Origin of the sequence: Streptomyces sp. NPDC052036 (assembly GCF_040680495.1) — a bacterium.
Taxonomy (GTDB): Bacteria; Actinomycetota; Actinomycetes; order Streptomycetales; family Streptomycetaceae; genus Streptomyces.
Genome location: NZ_JBFAWW010000016.1, coordinates 1 through 15745, shown reverse-complemented (window position 1 = coordinate 15745; position 15745 = coordinate 1). Strand labels below are relative to the sequence as shown.

14 protein-coding genes and 1 pseudogene are annotated in these 15745 nt (G+C 71.5%); 5 read left to right on the top strand and 10 right to left on the bottom strand.

Annotated elements, in window-relative coordinates:
• Window positions 1-243 precede the first annotated feature (243 nt).
• Together AB0L95_RS22255 and AB0L95_RS22250 are read right to left on the bottom strand one after the other, a co-directional pair.
• Window positions 244-873 carry an MBL fold metallo-hydrolase gene (locus AB0L95_RS22255; RefSeq protein WP_365163764.1) on the bottom strand — a complete coding sequence of 210 codons (630 nt, stop codon included), beginning with the start codon at window positions 871-873 and terminating at the stop codon, window positions 244-246.
• A complete protein-coding gene (locus AB0L95_RS22250; RefSeq protein WP_365163763.1) occupies window positions 873-1961 on the bottom strand; it encodes an S-(hydroxymethyl)mycothiol dehydrogenase in 1089 nt (362 codons plus the stop codon). The genes AB0L95_RS22255 and AB0L95_RS22250 overlap by 1 nt, the downstream gene beginning before the upstream one ends.
• A gap of 250 nt (window positions 1962-2211) precedes the next feature.
• On the opposite strand from AB0L95_RS22250, the gene AB0L95_RS22245 reads away from it, so the two are divergent.
• The gene (locus tag AB0L95_RS22245; RefSeq protein ID WP_365163967.1) at window positions 2212-3939 is read left to right on the top strand and encodes an ABC transporter ATP-binding protein; all 1728 of its coding nucleotides are present in this window, start codon (window positions 2212-2214) and stop codon (window positions 3937-3939) included.
• 27 nt (window positions 3940-3966) lie between these two features.
• Here the strand turns inward: AB0L95_RS22245 and AB0L95_RS22240 are convergent, their stop codons facing one another.
• The 3 genes from AB0L95_RS22240 to AB0L95_RS22230 all read right to left on the bottom strand — a co-directional run bounded on the left by AB0L95_RS22240 (window position 3967) and on the right by AB0L95_RS22230 (window position 6284).
• Window positions 3967-4491, bottom strand: coding sequence for a MarR family transcriptional regulator (locus AB0L95_RS22240; RefSeq protein WP_365163762.1), 525 nt, complete (start codon window positions 4489-4491; stop codon window positions 3967-3969).
• Window positions 4492-4516: 25 nt separating this feature from the next.
• A complete protein-coding gene (locus AB0L95_RS22235; RefSeq protein WP_365163761.1) occupies window positions 4517-5275 on the bottom strand; it encodes a polysaccharide deacetylase family protein in 759 nt (252 codons plus the stop codon).
• Between the two features lie 151 nt (window positions 5276-5426).
• Window positions 5427-6284 carry a LysR family transcriptional regulator gene (locus AB0L95_RS22230; protein ID WP_365163760.1) on the bottom strand — a complete coding sequence of 286 codons (858 nt, stop codon included), beginning with the start codon at window positions 6282-6284 and terminating at the stop codon, window positions 5427-5429.
• 68 nt (window positions 6285-6352) lie between these two features.
• Between AB0L95_RS22230 and AB0L95_RS22225 the strand changes: the two genes are divergently transcribed.
• Entirely contained in the window at window positions 6353-7261 is a 909-nt protein-coding gene (locus tag AB0L95_RS22225) for an EamA family transporter (RefSeq protein WP_365163759.1), read from the top strand.
• Window positions 7262-7346: 85 nt separating this feature from the next.
• On the opposite strand, the gene AB0L95_RS22220 is transcribed toward AB0L95_RS22225, so the two are convergent.
• The 4 genes and pseudogenes from AB0L95_RS22220 to AB0L95_RS22205 all read right to left on the bottom strand — a co-directional run.
• Complete coding sequence (locus AB0L95_RS22220) at window positions 7347-8558, bottom strand: FAD-dependent oxidoreductase (protein WP_365163758.1); 1212 nt, start codon at window positions 8556-8558, stop codon at window positions 7347-7349.
• A 274-nt stretch (window positions 8559-8832) separates the two neighbouring features.
• Window positions 8833-9483, bottom strand: a complete 651-nt coding sequence (locus AB0L95_RS22215; protein ID WP_365163757.1) for a TetR family transcriptional regulator — start codon at window positions 9481-9483, stop codon at window positions 8833-8835.
• Window positions 9484-9665: 182 nt separating this feature from the next.
• Window positions 9666-10652, bottom strand: coding sequence for a CU044_5270 family protein (locus AB0L95_RS22210; protein ID WP_365163965.1), 987 nt, complete (start codon window positions 10650-10652; stop codon window positions 9666-9668).
• A 241-nt stretch (window positions 10653-10893) separates the two neighbouring features.
• A pseudogene (locus tag AB0L95_RS22205) lies at window positions 10894-11385 on the bottom strand (sigma-70 family RNA polymerase sigma factor); the annotation flags it as partial.
• Between the two features lie 105 nt (window positions 11386-11490).
• Here AB0L95_RS22205 and ctaD point away from each other — a divergent pair.
• Both ctaD and AB0L95_RS22195 read left to right on the top strand, forming a co-directional pair.
• Window positions 11491-13140: a cytochrome c oxidase subunit I gene (gene ctaD / locus AB0L95_RS22200; RefSeq protein ID WP_365163756.1), complete on the top strand. Its 1650-nt coding sequence runs from the start codon at window positions 11491-11493 to the stop codon at window positions 13138-13140.
• A complete protein-coding gene (locus tag AB0L95_RS22195; RefSeq protein WP_365163755.1) occupies window positions 13137-13478 on the top strand; it encodes a hypothetical protein in 342 nt (113 codons plus the stop codon). Before ctaD ends, AB0L95_RS22195 begins: the two co-directional genes overlap by 4 nt.
• 15 nt (window positions 13479-13493) lie before the next feature.
• Here AB0L95_RS22195 and AB0L95_RS22190 read toward each other — a convergent pair whose 3' ends face one another.
• Window positions 13494-14138: a TetR/AcrR family transcriptional regulator gene (locus AB0L95_RS22190; RefSeq protein ID WP_365163754.1), complete on the bottom strand. Its 645-nt coding sequence runs from the start codon at window positions 14136-14138 to the stop codon at window positions 13494-13496.
• A 235-nt stretch (window positions 14139-14373) separates the two neighbouring features.
• On the opposite strand from AB0L95_RS22190, the gene AB0L95_RS22185 reads away from it, so the two are divergent.
• Window positions 14374-15624, top strand: coding sequence for a YncE family protein (locus AB0L95_RS22185; RefSeq protein WP_365163753.1), 1251 nt, complete (start codon window positions 14374-14376; stop codon window positions 15622-15624).
• Window positions 15625-15745 lie beyond the last annotated feature (121 nt).

The following is a 15745-nucleotide window of genomic DNA, read 5'->3' as shown; positions in this document are numbered from 1 at the left end:
CGCTTCACGACCGGCCGACGGCGCCGTCGGCCCCGACGACGTGATCTCTGCCCACCCTAGGGGGTGTCCGAGAACTCCGGCCGGGCGCACGGGACCGAGCGCTGGTCCGGCCTCCGCGCCGCAGATCCAGGTGCGCGGATCGTGGGGCGGAGGCCGGACGCCTTCTGTCGTCTCTCGTTCTGTCGTCTCTCGCGTCGGCGTACCGGCGCGTTCTCGCGTACGGTCTTCCGGCGCGTTCTCGCGTCAGTGGCCGCGCGCGATCCACTCGTCGAGGTGGGGCGCCTCGGCGCCGATGGTCGTGGACTCGCCGTGTCCCGTGCGGACGACCGTCTCCGGCGGGAGGGTCAGCAGCCGGTCGCGGATCGATGCGACGATCGTCGGGAAGTGGGAGAACGAGCGGCCGGTGGCCCCGGGACCGCCCTGGAAGAGGGTGTCACCGGTGAAGACCGTGCCGAGACCCGGGTCGTAGAGGCAGACGGCGCCGGGTGCGTGACCAGGGGTGTGCAGCACGGTCAGATCGGTGCCGGCCGCCTCGATCACCTGGCCGTCGTCCAGCCGGCGGTCGGGCAGACGGTCCGGGTGGGTCATCTTCCACAGCGGCAGGTCGTCCGGGTGGAGCCAGATCGTCGCGCCGGTGCGCTCGGCGAGGGCGGGGGCTGCGTCGATGTGGTCGTTGTGGGCGTGGGTGCACACGATGGCGCGCAGCCGCCGGTCGCCGACGGCCTCGGCGATGGCGTCGGCGTCATGGGCGGCGTCGATGACGATGGCCTCGTGGTCGTCGCCGACGATCCACACGTTGTTGTCCACCTCCCACGTTCCGCCGTCGAGGGAGAAGGTGCCGGAGGTGACCAGGCGGTCGATGCGGGCGGTCATCAGAGCATCACCACCGAGCGCAGCACGTCGCCCTGGTGCATCCGCTCGAAGGCCTTCTCGACCTCGTCGAGGGCGATGGTCTCGGTCACGAACTTGTCGAGCGGAAGCCGCCCTTGCAGGTGCAGATCGATCAGCATGGGGAAGTCGCGGGAGGGCAGGCAGTCCCCGTACCAGGACGACTTGAGCGCCCCGCCGCGCCCGAAGACGTCCAGGAGCGGCAGTTCCAGCTTCATCTCGGGGGTGGGGACCCCGACGAGGACGACGGTGCCGGCGAGATCACGAGCGTAGAAGGCCTGCTCGTACGTCTCCGGGCGGCCGACCGCCTCGATGACGACGTCGGCACCGAAGCCGCCGGTCAGTTCACGGATCGCCGCGACGGGGTCGGCCTGCCGGGAGTTGACGGTGTGGGTCGCACCGAGTTCCTTCGCGGCGGCGAGCTTGCGGTCGTCGATGTCCACCGCGATGATCTTCGCCGCGCCCGCGAGATACGACCCGGCGACGGCCGCGTCACCCACGCCGCCGCAGCCGATGACCGCGACGGAGTCGCCCCGGCCGACGTTCCCGGTGTTGATGGCGGCGCCGATGCCGGCCATCACGCCGCAGCCCAGCAGGCCCGCCACGGCCGGGGAGACGGACGGGTCGACCTTGGTGCACTGTCCGGCCGCGACCAGCGTCTTCTCTGCGAAGGCGCCGATACCGAGGGCCGGGGAGAGTTCCTGGCCGGTGGCGGCGAGGGTCATCTTCTGCCGGGCGTTGTGCGTGTTGAAGCAGTACCAGGGACGGCCGCGCCGACAGGCACGGCAGGTGCCGCACACCGCCCGCCAGTTGAGGATCACGAAGTCGCCGGGGGCGATGTCCGTGACGTCCCCGCCGACCGACTCCACGACGCCGGCCGCCTCGTGGCCGAGCAGGAAGGGGAAGTCGTCGGTGATGCCGCCCTGTTTGTAGTGCAGATCGGTGTGGCAGACGCCGCACGCCTGGATGCGCACCACCGCCTCGCCAGGTCCCGGATCCGGCACCACGATCGTCTCGACCCGCACCGGCTCGTCCTTGCCAGGGGCGATCACGCCGCGTACTTCCTGCGCCATGCTGCTGCTGCCTTCCGTCGGTGGTGCGGGCGCGGTGCGCCCGGAGCGGGCCGGGGCGGCCCACACCTATGATCCACGGCGGATTAGGCTGAACGCCCCCATGGCGCAGGGAATGCCGTGACACTTCGCGAGGAGCGGTGTGAGCATCACCGATAAGGAAGACACGGACGGCGCGGAAGGCACGCGGGACGTGTACGGTCCGGACGGACCGGGAGCTGCCGAAGGTTCGGCACCGGCCCCGGAGTCCGCGCTGCCCGCGTGGCGACTGCTCCTCGCGTATGTACGACCGCACCGGTGGACGCTGGGCGCGGGTGCGCTGCTCGCCCTCGTCACCGGGGCCACCGGGCTGCTGCTGCCGCTCGTGGCCCGCGGCCTGATCGACGACCTGTCGCACGACCGGCCCCTCACCGGGGCGCTGCTCGGCATGTCGGGGCTCGTGATCGGCAATGCTGCGCTGGGCGGGCTGGGTTCGTACGTGCTGCGGCGCACTGCCGAGTCGGTCGTGCTCGGTGCGCGGCGCACCCTGTCGTCGTATCTGCTGCGGCTGCGGATATCCGCCGTGGACCGCACCGAGCCCGGCGATCTGATGGCCCGTATCACCTCCGACACGACGCTGCTGCGGGAGGTCACCACGGACTCGCTGGTCGGGCTCGCCACTGGTGGGCTGACCCTGGTCGCGACGCTGGTGATGATGGGCCTGGTGGACGTGGTGCTGCTCGGTGTCACGCTCGCCGTGGTGCTGGGCGCGGGCACCGTGCTCGGGGTCATCGTGCCGCGCATCAACCGGGCGAGCCGGCAGGCGCAGGACGCGGTCGGCGCGATGGGCGCGTTGCTGGAGCGGATCCTCGGCGCGCTGCGCACGGTCAAGGCGTCGGGTGCGGAGTACCGCGAGGAGGCGGCCGTCCACGCGGCGGCGGAGGAGTCGTGGCGGCAGAGCGTGCGGGCCGCCAAATGGGCGGCAGTCGCGGGGAACACGGCGGGCCTCGCGATGCAGATCGCCTTCATCACCGTGCTGGCGGTGGGCGGCGCGCGGGTGGCGACCGGCGCGATCGACGTCGGCACCCTGGTCGCGTTCCTGCTCTACGTCTTCTATCTGATGTCGCCGATCCAGGAGGTCGTCGGCGCGGTCACCCAGTACCAGAGGGGTTCCGCCGCGCTCGCCCGCATCCAGGAGGCGCTGGGGCTGCCCGTCGAACCGCCCGTGCGGCGCGCGCCGTTGCCGTCGCCCGGTGCGCGACCGGCCGCCGTCGCCTTCGAGGAGGTGCGCTTCCGGTACGGCGACGATCTGCCGTATGTGCACCACGGCGTGACCTTCGCGGTGCCGGCCCGGGGGATGACCGCCTTCGTCGGTCCCTCGGGTGCGGGCAAGACGACCGTGTTCTCGCTGATCGAGCGGTTCTACGACCCGGAGTCGGGCACCATCACGGTCGACGGCCGGGACGTGGCCGAGTGGGAGCTGTCCGAGCTGCGGGCCGCCATCGGCTATGTGGAGCAGGACGCGCCGGTTCTGTCCGGGTCGCTGCGGGACAACCTGCTGCTCGGCAACCCCGAGGCGGACGACGCCGAGGTGACGCGTGTGGTGCGAACGACGCGGCTGGACGGTCTGGTGGGGCGCCTCCCCCAGGGGCTCGACACCCTCGTCGGGCATCGCGGGACCAAGTTGTCCGGCGGCGAGCGCCAGCGTGTCGCGATCGCCCGCGCATTGCTGCGCCGCCCGCGTCTGCTGCTGCTGGACGAGGCGACCTCGCAGCTCGACGCGGTCAACGAGGCGGCGCTGCGGGACACCGTCGCGGATGTGGCGCGGTCGACGACGGTCCTCGTGGTCGCCCATCGGCTGTCCACCGTGACGGCGGCCGACCGGATCGTCGTCATGGACGCGGGCCGCGTCCGCGCGGTCGGCACCCATCGCGATCTGGTGGCCGCGGACCCCCTGTACGCCGAACTGGCCGCGACCCAGTTCCTCGCGGCGGACGGCTGAGGGCGCCGGCGCGAGGCTCGGAGCGGGTCAGGAATCGGGGTGTGCGGCGGTGAGGATCTCCTCAGTGGCCTCGTCGTCGACTGAGTGTGCGAGGAAGTCGTCGACCATGCGGTGGAAGAGGGTGGCGAGCTGCCGGAGTTCCTCGGGCGACCACGCGCAGAGGGCTGCCTGCATGCCACGGACGCCGGTCTCGCGGATGCGGTCGATGGCCTCCTGGCCCAGGGCGGTGAGTTCGATGCGGTGGGCGCGGCGGTCGTCCGGGTCCGGCACCCGGCTGACGTAGCCCGACTTCTGCAGCTGCTGCACCTGCCGGGTGACGTGCGAGGCCTCGACGCCGAGCCGGTTGGCCAGTTCGCCCGGGCGCAGCGGCTCGGAGTCGGCGATCTGCCGCAGCAGGGCGACGGCGGCCCGGTCCAGCGGCACACCCGCGAGCGCCATCAGCCGGTCGTGCTGTCGGGCGCGCGTGCTCAGATACGTGATGCGGTTGAGCGCTCGCTCGATCTCGATCACTTCCGGAGAGGCGGGGGCGGAACGCGGCTGTGAGGTGGGCATACGCCCGAGTTTACCATATCGTTGACTAAGTCAAGTAAATTGGACGCCGCCCCGCACCGGGCCACCCGTGCTCGGCCAACCGTCCGACCGCGTACCCCCGCCGCTCGCAGGTGTCGAGGACCAGCGGCAGCGCGCCCAGCGCCGACCGCCAGGCGCCCGGGGCGGAGGTGCAGTCGGAGTCGTGCAGCAGGATGGTCCCGCCGTCGTCGAGGTCGGCCGTGACCGTGCGATGGACGGAGTTTGGTGTGGCGCGGGCGGTCCAGTCCTCGCCCCAGCAGGTCCACAGCACGGGGGTGAGATCGAGGCGGCGGGCGGCCAGATGCGCGGCGGCCGACATGATGCCGTAGGGCGGCCGGAACAGCCGTGGCTGCCGCCCCGTGATCGCGGCGACGGTGTCACGGGCGCGGGCGAAGTCGTCGTAGGTGGCGCGCGGGCCGCGCAGCAGCAGCGGACGGTGCAGCCAGCCGTGGACGCCGATCTCGTGGCCCGCCGCCGCGATGTCGCGGACCAGACCGGGAGAGCGGTGCGCCTGGCTGCCGAGCAGGAAGAAGGTGGCGTGCACGCCGCGGTCGGCGAGCAGCCGCAGGAACAGCGGGGTGGACCCGGGGTCGGGGCCGTCGTCGAAGGTGAGGGCGACATGACCGGTCCGGCCACGGCCGGACAGGCGCGGCATGACGCGGTTGCGCAGGGGACCGAAGGTGGAGACGACGGGCGCGACATGGGCGGCGGCGAGGACGGGCAGCGCGGCACGGGCGGCAGCGCGCACCAGGCGTGCGGCGGTCATGCGTAGGGTCCCTCCGGTCGGGGCCGTGCGGTGGTCACGAGGGGTGTCCCTCCGGTCGGGGGGCGGGCGGGGCCCGGCGCGAGGTCGACCGGGGTCACGATCCAGGATGACAGCCGGGTGTCGGCGGCGCGGCGCTCACCGCGCTGCCGCGTCAGCTCGGGTGATAGAGCGAGATCAGCAGCTCGGTCACGGACTGCAACGCGGGGTGCGGGTCGTCCCGCCACCAGGTGAGTCGGACGGCGATGGGCTCGGCGTCACGCACCGGCCGGTAGACGATCCCGGGCCGGGAGTACTGGTTGGCGGTGGACTCCGCCGTCATGCCGATACGACGGCCGGTGGAGATCGCGGCCAGCCAGTCGTCCACGTCGTGCGTGGCCTCGGTGGCCGGGCGGGCGTCCGGCGGCCACAGGTCCGCGGTGGTGGTGCCGGTGCGGCGGTCCACCAGCAGGGTGCGCCCGCTGAGGTCCGCGAGACGCACCGAACGGCGCCTGGCCAGCGGATCGTCGGCGGCCATGGCGCACAGCCGCCGTTCCAGCCCCACGATCGCCGAGTCGAAACGCCGGTCGTCCACCGGTCTGCGCACCACCGCCAGGTCGCAGGCTCCTTCCGCCAGTCCGGCCGTCGCCGAGTTCGCGCGTACGAGAAGCAGTTCGGTCGCCGGATGCTGTTCACGCCAGCGCCGCTGGAAGGCGAGGGTGTGGCGGCCGAGCGCCGACCAGGCGTAGCCGATGCGCAGCCGGGCGGGGCCGGAGGTCGCGTCCCGGACCAGTTCGTCCACCTCGGCGAGCACCCGCCGAGCGTGCGCCATCACGCGCACTCCGGCGGGGGTGGGGGTGACTTCACGGGAGGTACGGCGCAGCAGTCGTACGCCCAGAGAGCGTTCGAGCGAGGCCAGGGTGCGGGACACGGCCGCCTGGGAGACGCCGAGGGCGATGGCCGCGTCGGTGAAGGTGCCCTCGTCGACGATCGCCAGGAGACACCGCAACTGCCGCAGTTCCACGTCATGCATGACTCAAGCGTATGGGTGGCCCGGTGCATGCATTTTTCGCAAGCTTCCTGCCCTTCCACCATCGGAGCATGCAAGCAGCATCCGCAGACCCCGCGGCGCCCGCCGTGGGCCCGGCCGATCCGCCGGTTCCGGGGCCGCAGTCCGCCGGCACGAGCGTGGCCGGTGTCGTCACCATGGTCGGCAGCGGTCTGTCCAATCAGACCGGCGCCGCGATCGGGTCCCTCGCCTTCCCCGTCCTCGGACCGCTCGGCGTCGTCGCGGTGCGCCAGTACGTCGCGGCGCTCGTCCTGCTGGCCGTCGGCCGGCCCCGCCTCCGGTTGTTCACCTGGCCGCAGTGGTGGCCGGTGCTGCTGCTCGCCGTGGTGTTCGGCACGATGAACCTGTCCCTGTACAGCGCCGTCGACCGGATCGGCCTCGGGCTCGCGGTGACCCTGGAGTTCCTCGGCCCGCTCGCCATCGCCCTGACCGCGTCACGACGTCCCGTCGACGCGTGCTGTGCGCTGATCGCGGCGGCGGGGGTCATCGTCCTGATGCGCCCTCAGCCGTCCGCGGACTACGGGGGAATGGGGCTCGGCCTCCTGGCCGCCTGCTGCTGGGCGGCGTACATCGTGCTCAACCGTGTCGTCGGCCGGCGCGTCCCCGGGGCGCAGGGCTCGGCAGCCGCCGCAGCCGTGTCCGCCTTCGTGTTCCTGCCCGTCGGCGTCGTCGTCGTGCTTCGGCACCCGCCGACCGCCGAGGCGGCCGGGTGCGCCGTCGCGGCCGGTGTCCTGTCCTCGGCGGTGCCGTATCTCGCGGACCTGTTCACGCTGCGGCGGGTCTCCGCGCCCGCGTTCGGACTGTTCATGAGCGTCAACCCCGTGCTGGCCGCGATCGTCGGCCTGCTCGTGCTCGGCCAGCGGCTGGGCAGCCTGGAGTGGGCGGCCATCGGGGCTGTCGTGGCCGCCAACGCGGTCAGCATCGCGGCCGGACGGCGCTGACGGAGCCGGCGGGCCGTCGGCGCTCGGCCGACGGCAGTGTGCGGTGGGACGCGAGCGGAGGGCCGGTCCCCCGGCCCTCCCGTCGTCAGAGCGACAGACCACCTGGGGCGGCCTCACGCACCGCGGCTCCCGCGTCGGACCCCACGGCCCCCCGCCAGGCCGCTCCCGACGCGACGGCCTGCCTCCAGTGCCGGATCGCCTTCGGCGGCATGCCCAGGGCAACGACTCCCGTCACCCGGTCACCGGTGCGGTACACGGCCAGGAAACGCCGTGCGGCGAGGGTCCCCTCCACGACGGCGACCTCGTCATGGCCGCGCAGATGCCCGTAGGCCTGGATCTTCAGCTCGTACTGGTCGGACCAGAAGTACGGCACGGGTGCGAACGGTCTGCCCGGTCCGGCCGCGAGCAGGTTGCGGGCCGCGGCCATGCCCTGCTCGGCCGCGTTGGTGCGGTGCTCGATCCGCATCGACACACCGAACAGCGGGTTATGCCAGCGGGCCACGTCCCCGGCCGCGTACACGTCCGGGGCCGCCGCGCAGTACTCGTCGCAGACCACCCCGTCGTCCACCGCCAGACCGCTGTCCGCGAGCCAGCCGGTGTTGGGCACCGAGCCGATCGCGACCAGGATCTCATCGGCCTCGACCACCTCTCCGTCCGCGAGCCGCACCCCCTCCTCGGTCACCTCCGTCACCGTGACCCCGGTGCGCAGTTCCACCCCGTGGTCCAGATGGGCCTGTGCCAGCACGCGTCCGACGTCCTCGCCGACCGCGTGGGCGAGCGGCACCGGCGCCGGTTCCAGCACGGTCACCCGGGCCCCGAGTCCGCGGGCCGCGGCGGCGGCCTCCGCGCCGAGGAACCCGGCGCCCACCACGACCAGTCGCCGGCCGGGGGCGAGCCCGTCCCGCAGGGTCAGCGCATCGTCCAGGGAGCGCAAGACGTGCGCGCCCTCGCCGGGCAGCCGGCGCGGGCGCACCCCGGTGGCGATGACCAGTCCGTCGTACGCGACCGTGGAGCCGTCGGCCAGCCGGACCACGCGGGCCGCCAGGTCCAGCCCGGTCGCCGCGACGCCCAGCCGCAGGTCCAGGCCGAGTGCGCGCAGATCGCCTGGCGTGCGCAGCGTCAGCCGCTCCGGTTGCCAGGCCTCGGCCAGCAGTTGCTTGGACAGGGGCGGCCGGTCGTAGGGCATGTGGGCTTCGTCGCCGACGAGGGTCAGGGCGCCCTCGTACCCCTCGCGGCGCAGCGTCTCGACCGCGGCGAGACCTGCGGCCGACGCGCCGACGACCACGATGTGCCTCACTGCGCGGCCGTCCGTATCGCCAGGGCGTCGCGCAGGGCGCTCGGCTCGTCCTGTTCCATCCGCATGTTCCCTTCCCCGTTCGTCGGATTCATCTGGTGCCGGTTCGTCGGAACGCTCGGTAGAGCGGGTGCGTGGTCGGGTATGAACGGCCACCAGAGGAGGGACAGTTGGGGACACCGTAGTCCGACACACACAGCGCGTGGGAACGGGAGTTCGTTCACGGCGTAGTGACAGCCCTCGTCCGCCCACCGGCCGCGTCCGCAACTCCCGTGTCTCAGGCGCCGTTCGTGACCGGTGCCAGCCAGATGCCGACGATCGCGTCGACCAGGCCGCTCGCGGCGTCGCCCCAGGTGGCACGGGGCGTGGGCATGCCCTCGGCCAGGGCGCGTTCGCGTTCGGCGGGCAGATGGAGTATCAGCTCCCGTGCCATGGCGCTGCGTTCGGCCCGGATCTCGGGCGGCAGGTCGGGCAGACAGCGATGCAGTCCGTCGAGCACCTGCCGCAGTGACGGCGAGGAGAGGGACTCCTCGACCATGATCGCGTGCATCGCCGGGTCGGTCATCACCTGGGCGCAGAACCGGGCGTACCAGGTGGGGCTGCCGAGCGCCGCAAGATGCTCGGGGAGGGGACGCACCAGACAGGACACCCAGTCGCGTACGTCCGTGGAGTCGCCGGTCTCGGTCAGCAACCGCAGGCGCACGTCCTCGATGCGTGCGGCGTGTTTGCGGACGATCGCGCGGACCAGATCGGCCTTGGTGCCGAAGTGGTAGCCGACCGCGGTGTTGTTGCCCTGGCCCGCGGCCTCGCTGACCTGACGGTTGGACACCGCGTGCACTCCGCGCTCGGCGAACAGCCGCTCCGCGGCGGTGAGGATCAGCTCGCGCGTCGCGCCGACCTGTTCCGCCCGTCCTGTCCTGCCGACCATGTCACCACCGCACCGGGACTGCGGGCGGTCCTCCGGCGGCCAGTCCCGCGAGCGGCCGGAGGTCCTCGACCGGGGTGGCGAGGTCCACGGGCGGAAGCCTACGCAACGGCGGCACCCCGCTGATCCGCCGGCGTCCGAGGGTCCGGGCGGCTCGCGGCCGTCCGGCATCGCCCAAGCCCTGATCAGCGCATCCAGGCGCTGTACGACAGCACCTCACCGGCCTTCAGGCCGTACTCGGGGTCGGCCCGGGTGGCGGTGCTCTCCAGGCCCAGTACCGCGCCGGTCACCGGATCCAGGATCAGCATCCCCCGGCCGGCGTGGGCGGCGTCGTCGTACACATACGCCTGTCCCGGACGGCCCAGCCGGTCGGTGACCGCACCGACCGGGCGCAGGCCCTTGGCGTCGGCGAGGACACGGACCAAGGCGGCGTCCTCCCGCGAGCCCAGCGTCCAGTTGTCGAGCAACTCGCAGACGGCGCCGACGAGTTCGGAGGTGTTCATCGTGGTGGTGGTTTCGATCTCCTCCAGATAGGCGCGCAGGGCCGCGGCCGTGTGCGGTGGCTGCGCCTGGGGCGGAGCGTCGCTCCAGCTCGGCCAGTACGTCTTCCGGCTGAGGACATGCCCGTCCTGAACCGTGCGCGGGGTGCCGTCGGCGTCGGTGATGACGGGTTTCCCCGGATGCCGGGGATCGGTCGCCACGACGAGTTCGGTGTGGCTGTCGTCCGCCCTCCAGCGGACTACGCGCTCCTCGGGCAGGGTGATCGGCGGACGGGACCCGGGACCGCTGCTCAGGCTCAGACTCCAGGTCTGCACATGGGTGCCCTGGCGCAACGGCAGCGAGCCGTGCGCCGCGGCCGCCCGGTCGGCGAGTTCCCCCAGGGGCAGGGGGGAGGAGCCGGCCCGCACGGTCAGCGGCCGGGGCGCGGCCACGGCGGGCGTGGTGCCGGCCCCGGACAGCAACAGCGTGGCGGCGACCGCGGCGACGGCACCGGCCGCGGCGAGGGACCAGACCCAGCGGCGCACGTGCCGGGTGCGGCGCGCGGGTGTGCCACTGCGCAGCAGGTGGCGCAGCCGGCGATCGGCCTCATGGCCGAGGGGGCCGTCCTGGTAGCGGAGGTCCGAGGCGGGCACGGGATTGGCGTGGCGCAGCAAGGCGAGTTCGTCGGGCAGGGCCGGCTGGGCCCGCGTGTCGTGTCCGTCAGCCATGGTCGTGCTCCTTCGGGGTGTCGCGCCGGGGCGCCATGGCGCGGGCCGGTGCGGTGGGGGTGTCGCGGTCGGGCGCCTCGGCACCGGAGGGTGCGGTGGAGGGATCGTGCGGGGGCGCTGCGCCTCCGGAGGATGCCGTCGACGCGCCACGGCCGACGTCGGGGACCGTGCCTGCCGCGTCACCGGGCGCCCGAGTGACCCGCGTACGGTCGATCTCCGCTCTCAGACGTCTGCGTGCTCGGTGCAGCCGCATCGCCGCTGCCCGGCTGCCGCAGCCGAGCGCCACGGCCACCTCGTCGACGCCGAGCTCCTCCCAGGCCGTGAGCCGCAGCACCTCCTGGTCCGCCGGGGCCAGCCGGGCCAGTGCCTCGTGCACCCAGCCGCCGGGGGTGTCCGCGTCGGGGCTCGCCACGATCTGCCGCCGGTGCGCGGTCTCGTCGTTGCCCAGCCGGTCGAGGAGCCGCCGACGGCGACCGTGGCCCCGTACGGTGTTGGCCAGGCAGTTGCGCGCCACGCCGTACAGCCAGGGCAGTGGGGAGGGGGGCAGGTCGGTCCGGCGTCGCCAGGCCACCGTGAACACCTCGGCCACCACCTCCTCGACGTCGCCGCTGCCGCCGTCGAGCCGTCGCGCGACATAGCGGCTGACCGCCCAGTAGTGCGCGCGATAGGCAGCGGCGAAGTTCTCGTCGTCGCTCATGTTCCGTTGGTGTCCGGCAGGTTCGGGTACGTCACGCCCCTCGATGTGACGCTCGTCGCGTTCCCCGGGTGTGACGGCCCGCGGGGCGGCGGACACAGGCGGGGCATGGAGAGCAACACTGTCACGACGCGTCCGGCGCTACCCACCGCGCCCGCGCGACGTCCGGGAACCGCAGCGGTGGCGTGGCTGACCACCACGGACCACAAGACGATCGGCACGCTGTATCTGGTCACGTCGTTCGCGTTCTTCTGCATCGGCGGGGTGATGGCTCTGCTGATGCGCGCGGAGCTGGCGCGGCCGGGTCTGCAGATCATGTCGAACGAGCAGTTCAACCAGGCCTTCACGATGCACGGCACGATCATGCTGCTGATGTTCGCGACGCCGCTGTTCGCCGGTTTCGCCAACTGGATCATGCCGCTGCAGATCGGCGCGCCCGATGTGGCGTTCCCGCGGCTGAACATGTTCGCCTACTGGCTCTATCTGCTCGGCTCACTGATCGCTGTGGGAGGTTTCCTCACCCCGCAGGGGGCCGCGGACTTCGGCTGGTTCGCGTATGCGCCACTGTCGGACGCGATCCGCTCGCCGGGGGCCGGCGCTGACATGTGGATCATGGGTCTGGCCCTCTCCGGCTTCGGCACGATCCTCGGGTCGGTCAACTTCATCACCACGATCGTCTGTATGCGCGCACCCGGAATGACCATGTTCCGCATGCCGATCTTCGTGTGGAACGTGCTGCTGACCGGCGTGCTCGTCCTGCTGGCCTTCCCGGTCCTCGCGGCCGCGCTGTTCGCCCTGGAGGCGGACCGGCGGTTCGGCGCCCATGTCTTCGACGCGACCAACGGCGGGGCCCTGCTGTGGCAGCACCTCTTCTGGTTCTTCGGACACCCGGAGGTGTACATCATCGCCCTGCCGTTCTTCGGCATCATCAGCGAGGTCATCCCGGTGTTCTCCCGCAAGCCGATGTTCGGTTACACGGGGCTGGTCGGCGCGACGATCGCCATCGCCGGTCTGTCCGTGACGGTGTGGGCGCACCATATGTACGTCTCCGGTGGCGTGCTGCTCCCGTTCTTCTCCTTCATGACGTTCCTCATCGCCGTTCCGACCGGGGTGAAGTTCTTCAACTGGATCGGCACGATGTGGCTGGGCTCGTTGTCCTTCGAGACGCCGATGCTGTGGGCGACGGGGTTTCTGATCACCTTCGTGTTCGGCGGTCTGACCGGGGTCGTCCTGGCGTCCCCGCCGTTGGATTTCGCGATGTCCGACTCGTACTTCGTGGTCGCGCACTTCCACTACGTCATCTTCGGCACCGTGGTGTTCGCGATGTTCGCCGGCTTCCACTTCTGGTGGCCGAAGTTCACCGGCAAGATACTCGACGAGCGCCTCGGCAAGATCACCTTCTGGACGCTGTTCATCGGCTTCCACGGCACCTTCCTGGTGCAGCACTGGCTGGGCGCGAACGGGATGCAGCGCCGGATCCCGGACTATCTCGCGGTGGAGGGCCTCACCACGCTCAACACGGTCTCCACGATCTTCTCGTTCGTCCTCGGCCTGTCGTTCCTGCCGTTCCTCTACAACGTCTGGAAGACCGCCAAGTACGGCGAGCCGGTGCGCACCGACGACCCGTGGGGCTACGGCCGTTCACTGGAGTGGGCGACCTCCTGCCCGCCGCCGCGGCACAACTTCGTGGCCCTGCCGCGGATCCGCTCCGAGTCCCCCGCGTTCGACCTGCACCACCCCGAGAGGACCCCCCGGTGACGGACCGGCCGGTGGACGCGAGGGCGCTGGTCAACGAGATCGAGGGGCATCTGCTGCTCCAGGCGGCGGTCGTGGAGGGCCGCGCCGCGGCGGAGCGCTTCACCGGTTCCCTGGTCTGGCTCACGGCCACCGAACGGGAGGAGCTCCAGGAGCGATTCACCCATGAGTATCTGGCGCTCGCCCGCCGCTCCTGGCAGCACACGGCACGGCGCGGCACGCAACTGCGCGCCGAGTACGAGGACAGATACCGTGCCCTGCGCCGCAGGTGGTGCGCGGGCTGTCTGCTCGGTGCGGCGCTCACCGTCGCGGCGGCCCTGCTGGCCGTCGTGGCGGGGTGAGGGCCGGGCCGCCGCTCATGCGGCCGGCCGCATCATGGCCAGCAGTTGCCGCACCAGTTCGGCCACGATCTCGTCGAGGGTCGCCTCCACCCAGCCGGCCCGCCAGTCGTGCAGCAGGCCGTTGACGCTGCCGATGAACGCCGTGGCCGCGATCCGGTAGTCGCGCGGCGCCGCCTCGCCGCGTTCGGCGGCCAGCGCGGCCTCGGCACAGATGAACTCCACCCATCGGGAACGGCGTTCCAGCCGCTGTTCCTCCAGCCGTGGGCTGACGCCGATGATCTCGACGAAGGTGATCCGGATCCGCCGCGGATCGGAGGTCACATCGGCCGCGTACGCCCCGAAGACCGCGGCGGCGCGCTCGGCGAGCGGGAGGTCGCGGGCGCGCGCGAGGGCTGCCGCCGCGGCCTGCTCCGCCCAGTCGTTGACCTGGAGGTGCAGGGCGGCCAGCACGTCCTCAAGGGTGTGGAACTGCTCGTAGAACTGGCGTGTCGACAGCCCCGCCGCCTCGCTCAGCGCCGCGACGGTGGTGCACCGGTAGCCGGGGGTGTCGCCGAACAGCTGTAGCGCGGCGTCCAGGAACCGCCGGCGTCGCTCGGCCTGCCGTTCCTCGGCCGACTTGCCGCCGTAGCGCCCCGTGGGCTGTCTGAGTCTGCCCGCCACGCACTCCCCCGCATCACTCGCTGATGTGTTCGCCCCTCGCTCAATTTTGTCGCGCACGGAGTCTTGTGAAGAGGGCGGCACCCTCCTTACTTTCCAGTAAGTCATTCTGAACCCGGACATGTTCAGAATCGGCGACCCGCACCACCCGGCTCCGCCGGGCGTCACACCCCGACTGCATTGTCATGCCCGCACCAGGTTCAGACCGCCACTCTCCCTCGACGACAGGACCCCCACCATGCCTGCCCTCAGACCCCGGCACCTGCTCGCGCTGTCCGCCGCCCTCGCCCTGACCGCCGGCGGGACGGCGACAGCGGCCTCGGCACAGGACACCTCCACCGCGCTGCGCGAAGTGATGTTCGTCGGCAACAACTGGGACGGCACCGCCGACGTCATCAAGTCGAGCGGCGACTTCGCGAAGATCGGCCGCGTCGACGTGATCCCCGACAAGGCCGAACGCATGGCGGAGATCAACGCCGATCCCATCAAGTGGATCTACTTCATGGCCATCCGCAACAGCGTCGGCGAGGGGCACGACCAGTTCGTCGACGACATGTACTCCACGCCGGACGGCAGGTCGATGGTCGTCTCCCGGCCGAGCTTCGCCGACGTCGTGTCCATCGATCTGGCCACCGGAAAGATCAACTGGAGGTTCCCGGTGGCGGGTTACCGCGCCGACCACATGGCGGTCTCCCCCGACGGGACCCGGGTCGCGGTCTCCGCCTCGACCGCCAACAAGGTGCAGGTGCTCGACATCGGCACAGGACAGGAACTGGGCGAGTTCGGCACCGGCGACAAGCCGCACGAGAACATCTTCACCAAGGACAGCAAGTACATCTGGAACATGGCCATCGGCGACGTCAACACCTCGCTCGACGACCCGGCGTGGGACTGGACCAAGGGCGACCGTCACATCACGGTCGTGGACGCCCACACCTTCAGACAGGTCAAGATCATCGACATGCGCAGCCGACTCAACGCCATCGGGCTCAAGGACTTCTCCGACGCGGTGCGTCCCGCCGTGTTCACCCCGGACGACTCCAAGCTCTACTTCCAGGTGTCGTTCTTCAACGGCTTCCTGGAGTACGACGTGGCCGCCGACAAGATCACCCGGGTGAAGACCCTGCCGAAGAACCCGGCGACCAGCGAGGACCGTACGACCTGGGTCAACGACTCGCGCCACCACGGCATCTCGATGAACCCGTCCGGCACCAAGCTGTGCGTCGCGGGGACGATGGACGACTACGCGACCGTCGTCGACCGCGCCACCCTCCAGGAGGGCCCGCTCGTCACCGCCTCCAAGCCCTACTGGGCGACCGTGAGCGGGGACGGCAAGGACTGCATCATCTCGGAGAGCGGCGCCGACCAGGTCACCGCGATCGACTTCTCGACGGGCGAGAAGGTCGTCTCGGTCCCGGTCGGCGACCACCCCCAGCGGGTTCGCCTGGCCCATGTCCCGGCGGACTGGACAGGTCCCTCCGCCGGCTGATCTCCTCGGCCGGACGATCTCCTCCGCTAGTGTGATGCGCCAGAAATCCTGATGGTTAGTTCTCCTCTGTTTTCTGGCTGTCGGTTCCGACCTTGGTGAGGTAGTCGGCGAGGGAGTTGAG

Coding starts and splice junctions, on each gene's coding strand:
- AB0L95_RS22255 (WP_365163764.1), bottom strand. CDS start 873: ATGACCGCCCGCATCGACCGCCTGGTCACCTCCGGCACCTTCTCCCTC.
- AB0L95_RS22250 (WP_365163763.1), bottom strand. CDS start 1,961: ATGGCGCAGGAAGTACGCGGCGTGATCGCCCCTGGCAAGGACGAGCCG.
- AB0L95_RS22240 (WP_365163762.1), bottom strand. CDS start 4,491: ATGCCCACCTCACAGCCGCGTTCCGCCCCCGCCTCTCCGGAAGTGATC.
- AB0L95_RS22235 (WP_365163761.1), bottom strand. CDS start 5,275: ATGACCGCCGCACGCCTGGTGCGCGCTGCCGCCCGTGCCGCGCTGCCC.
- AB0L95_RS22230 (WP_365163760.1), bottom strand. CDS start 6,284: ATGCATGACGTGGAACTGCGGCAGTTGCGGTGTCTCCTGGCGATCGTC.
- AB0L95_RS22225 (WP_365163759.1), top strand. CDS start 6,353: ATGCAAGCAGCATCCGCAGACCCCGCGGCGCCCGCCGTGGGCCCGGCC.
- AB0L95_RS22215 (WP_365163757.1), bottom strand. CDS start 9,483: ATGGTCGGCAGGACAGGACGGGCGGAACAGGTCGGCGCGACGCGCGAG.
- ctaD (WP_365163756.1), top strand. CDS start 11,491: ATGGAGAGCAACACTGTCACGACGCGTCCGGCGCTACCCACCGCGCCC.
- AB0L95_RS22185 (WP_365163753.1), top strand. CDS start 14,374: ATGCCTGCCCTCAGACCCCGGCACCTGCTCGCGCTGTCCGCCGCCCTC.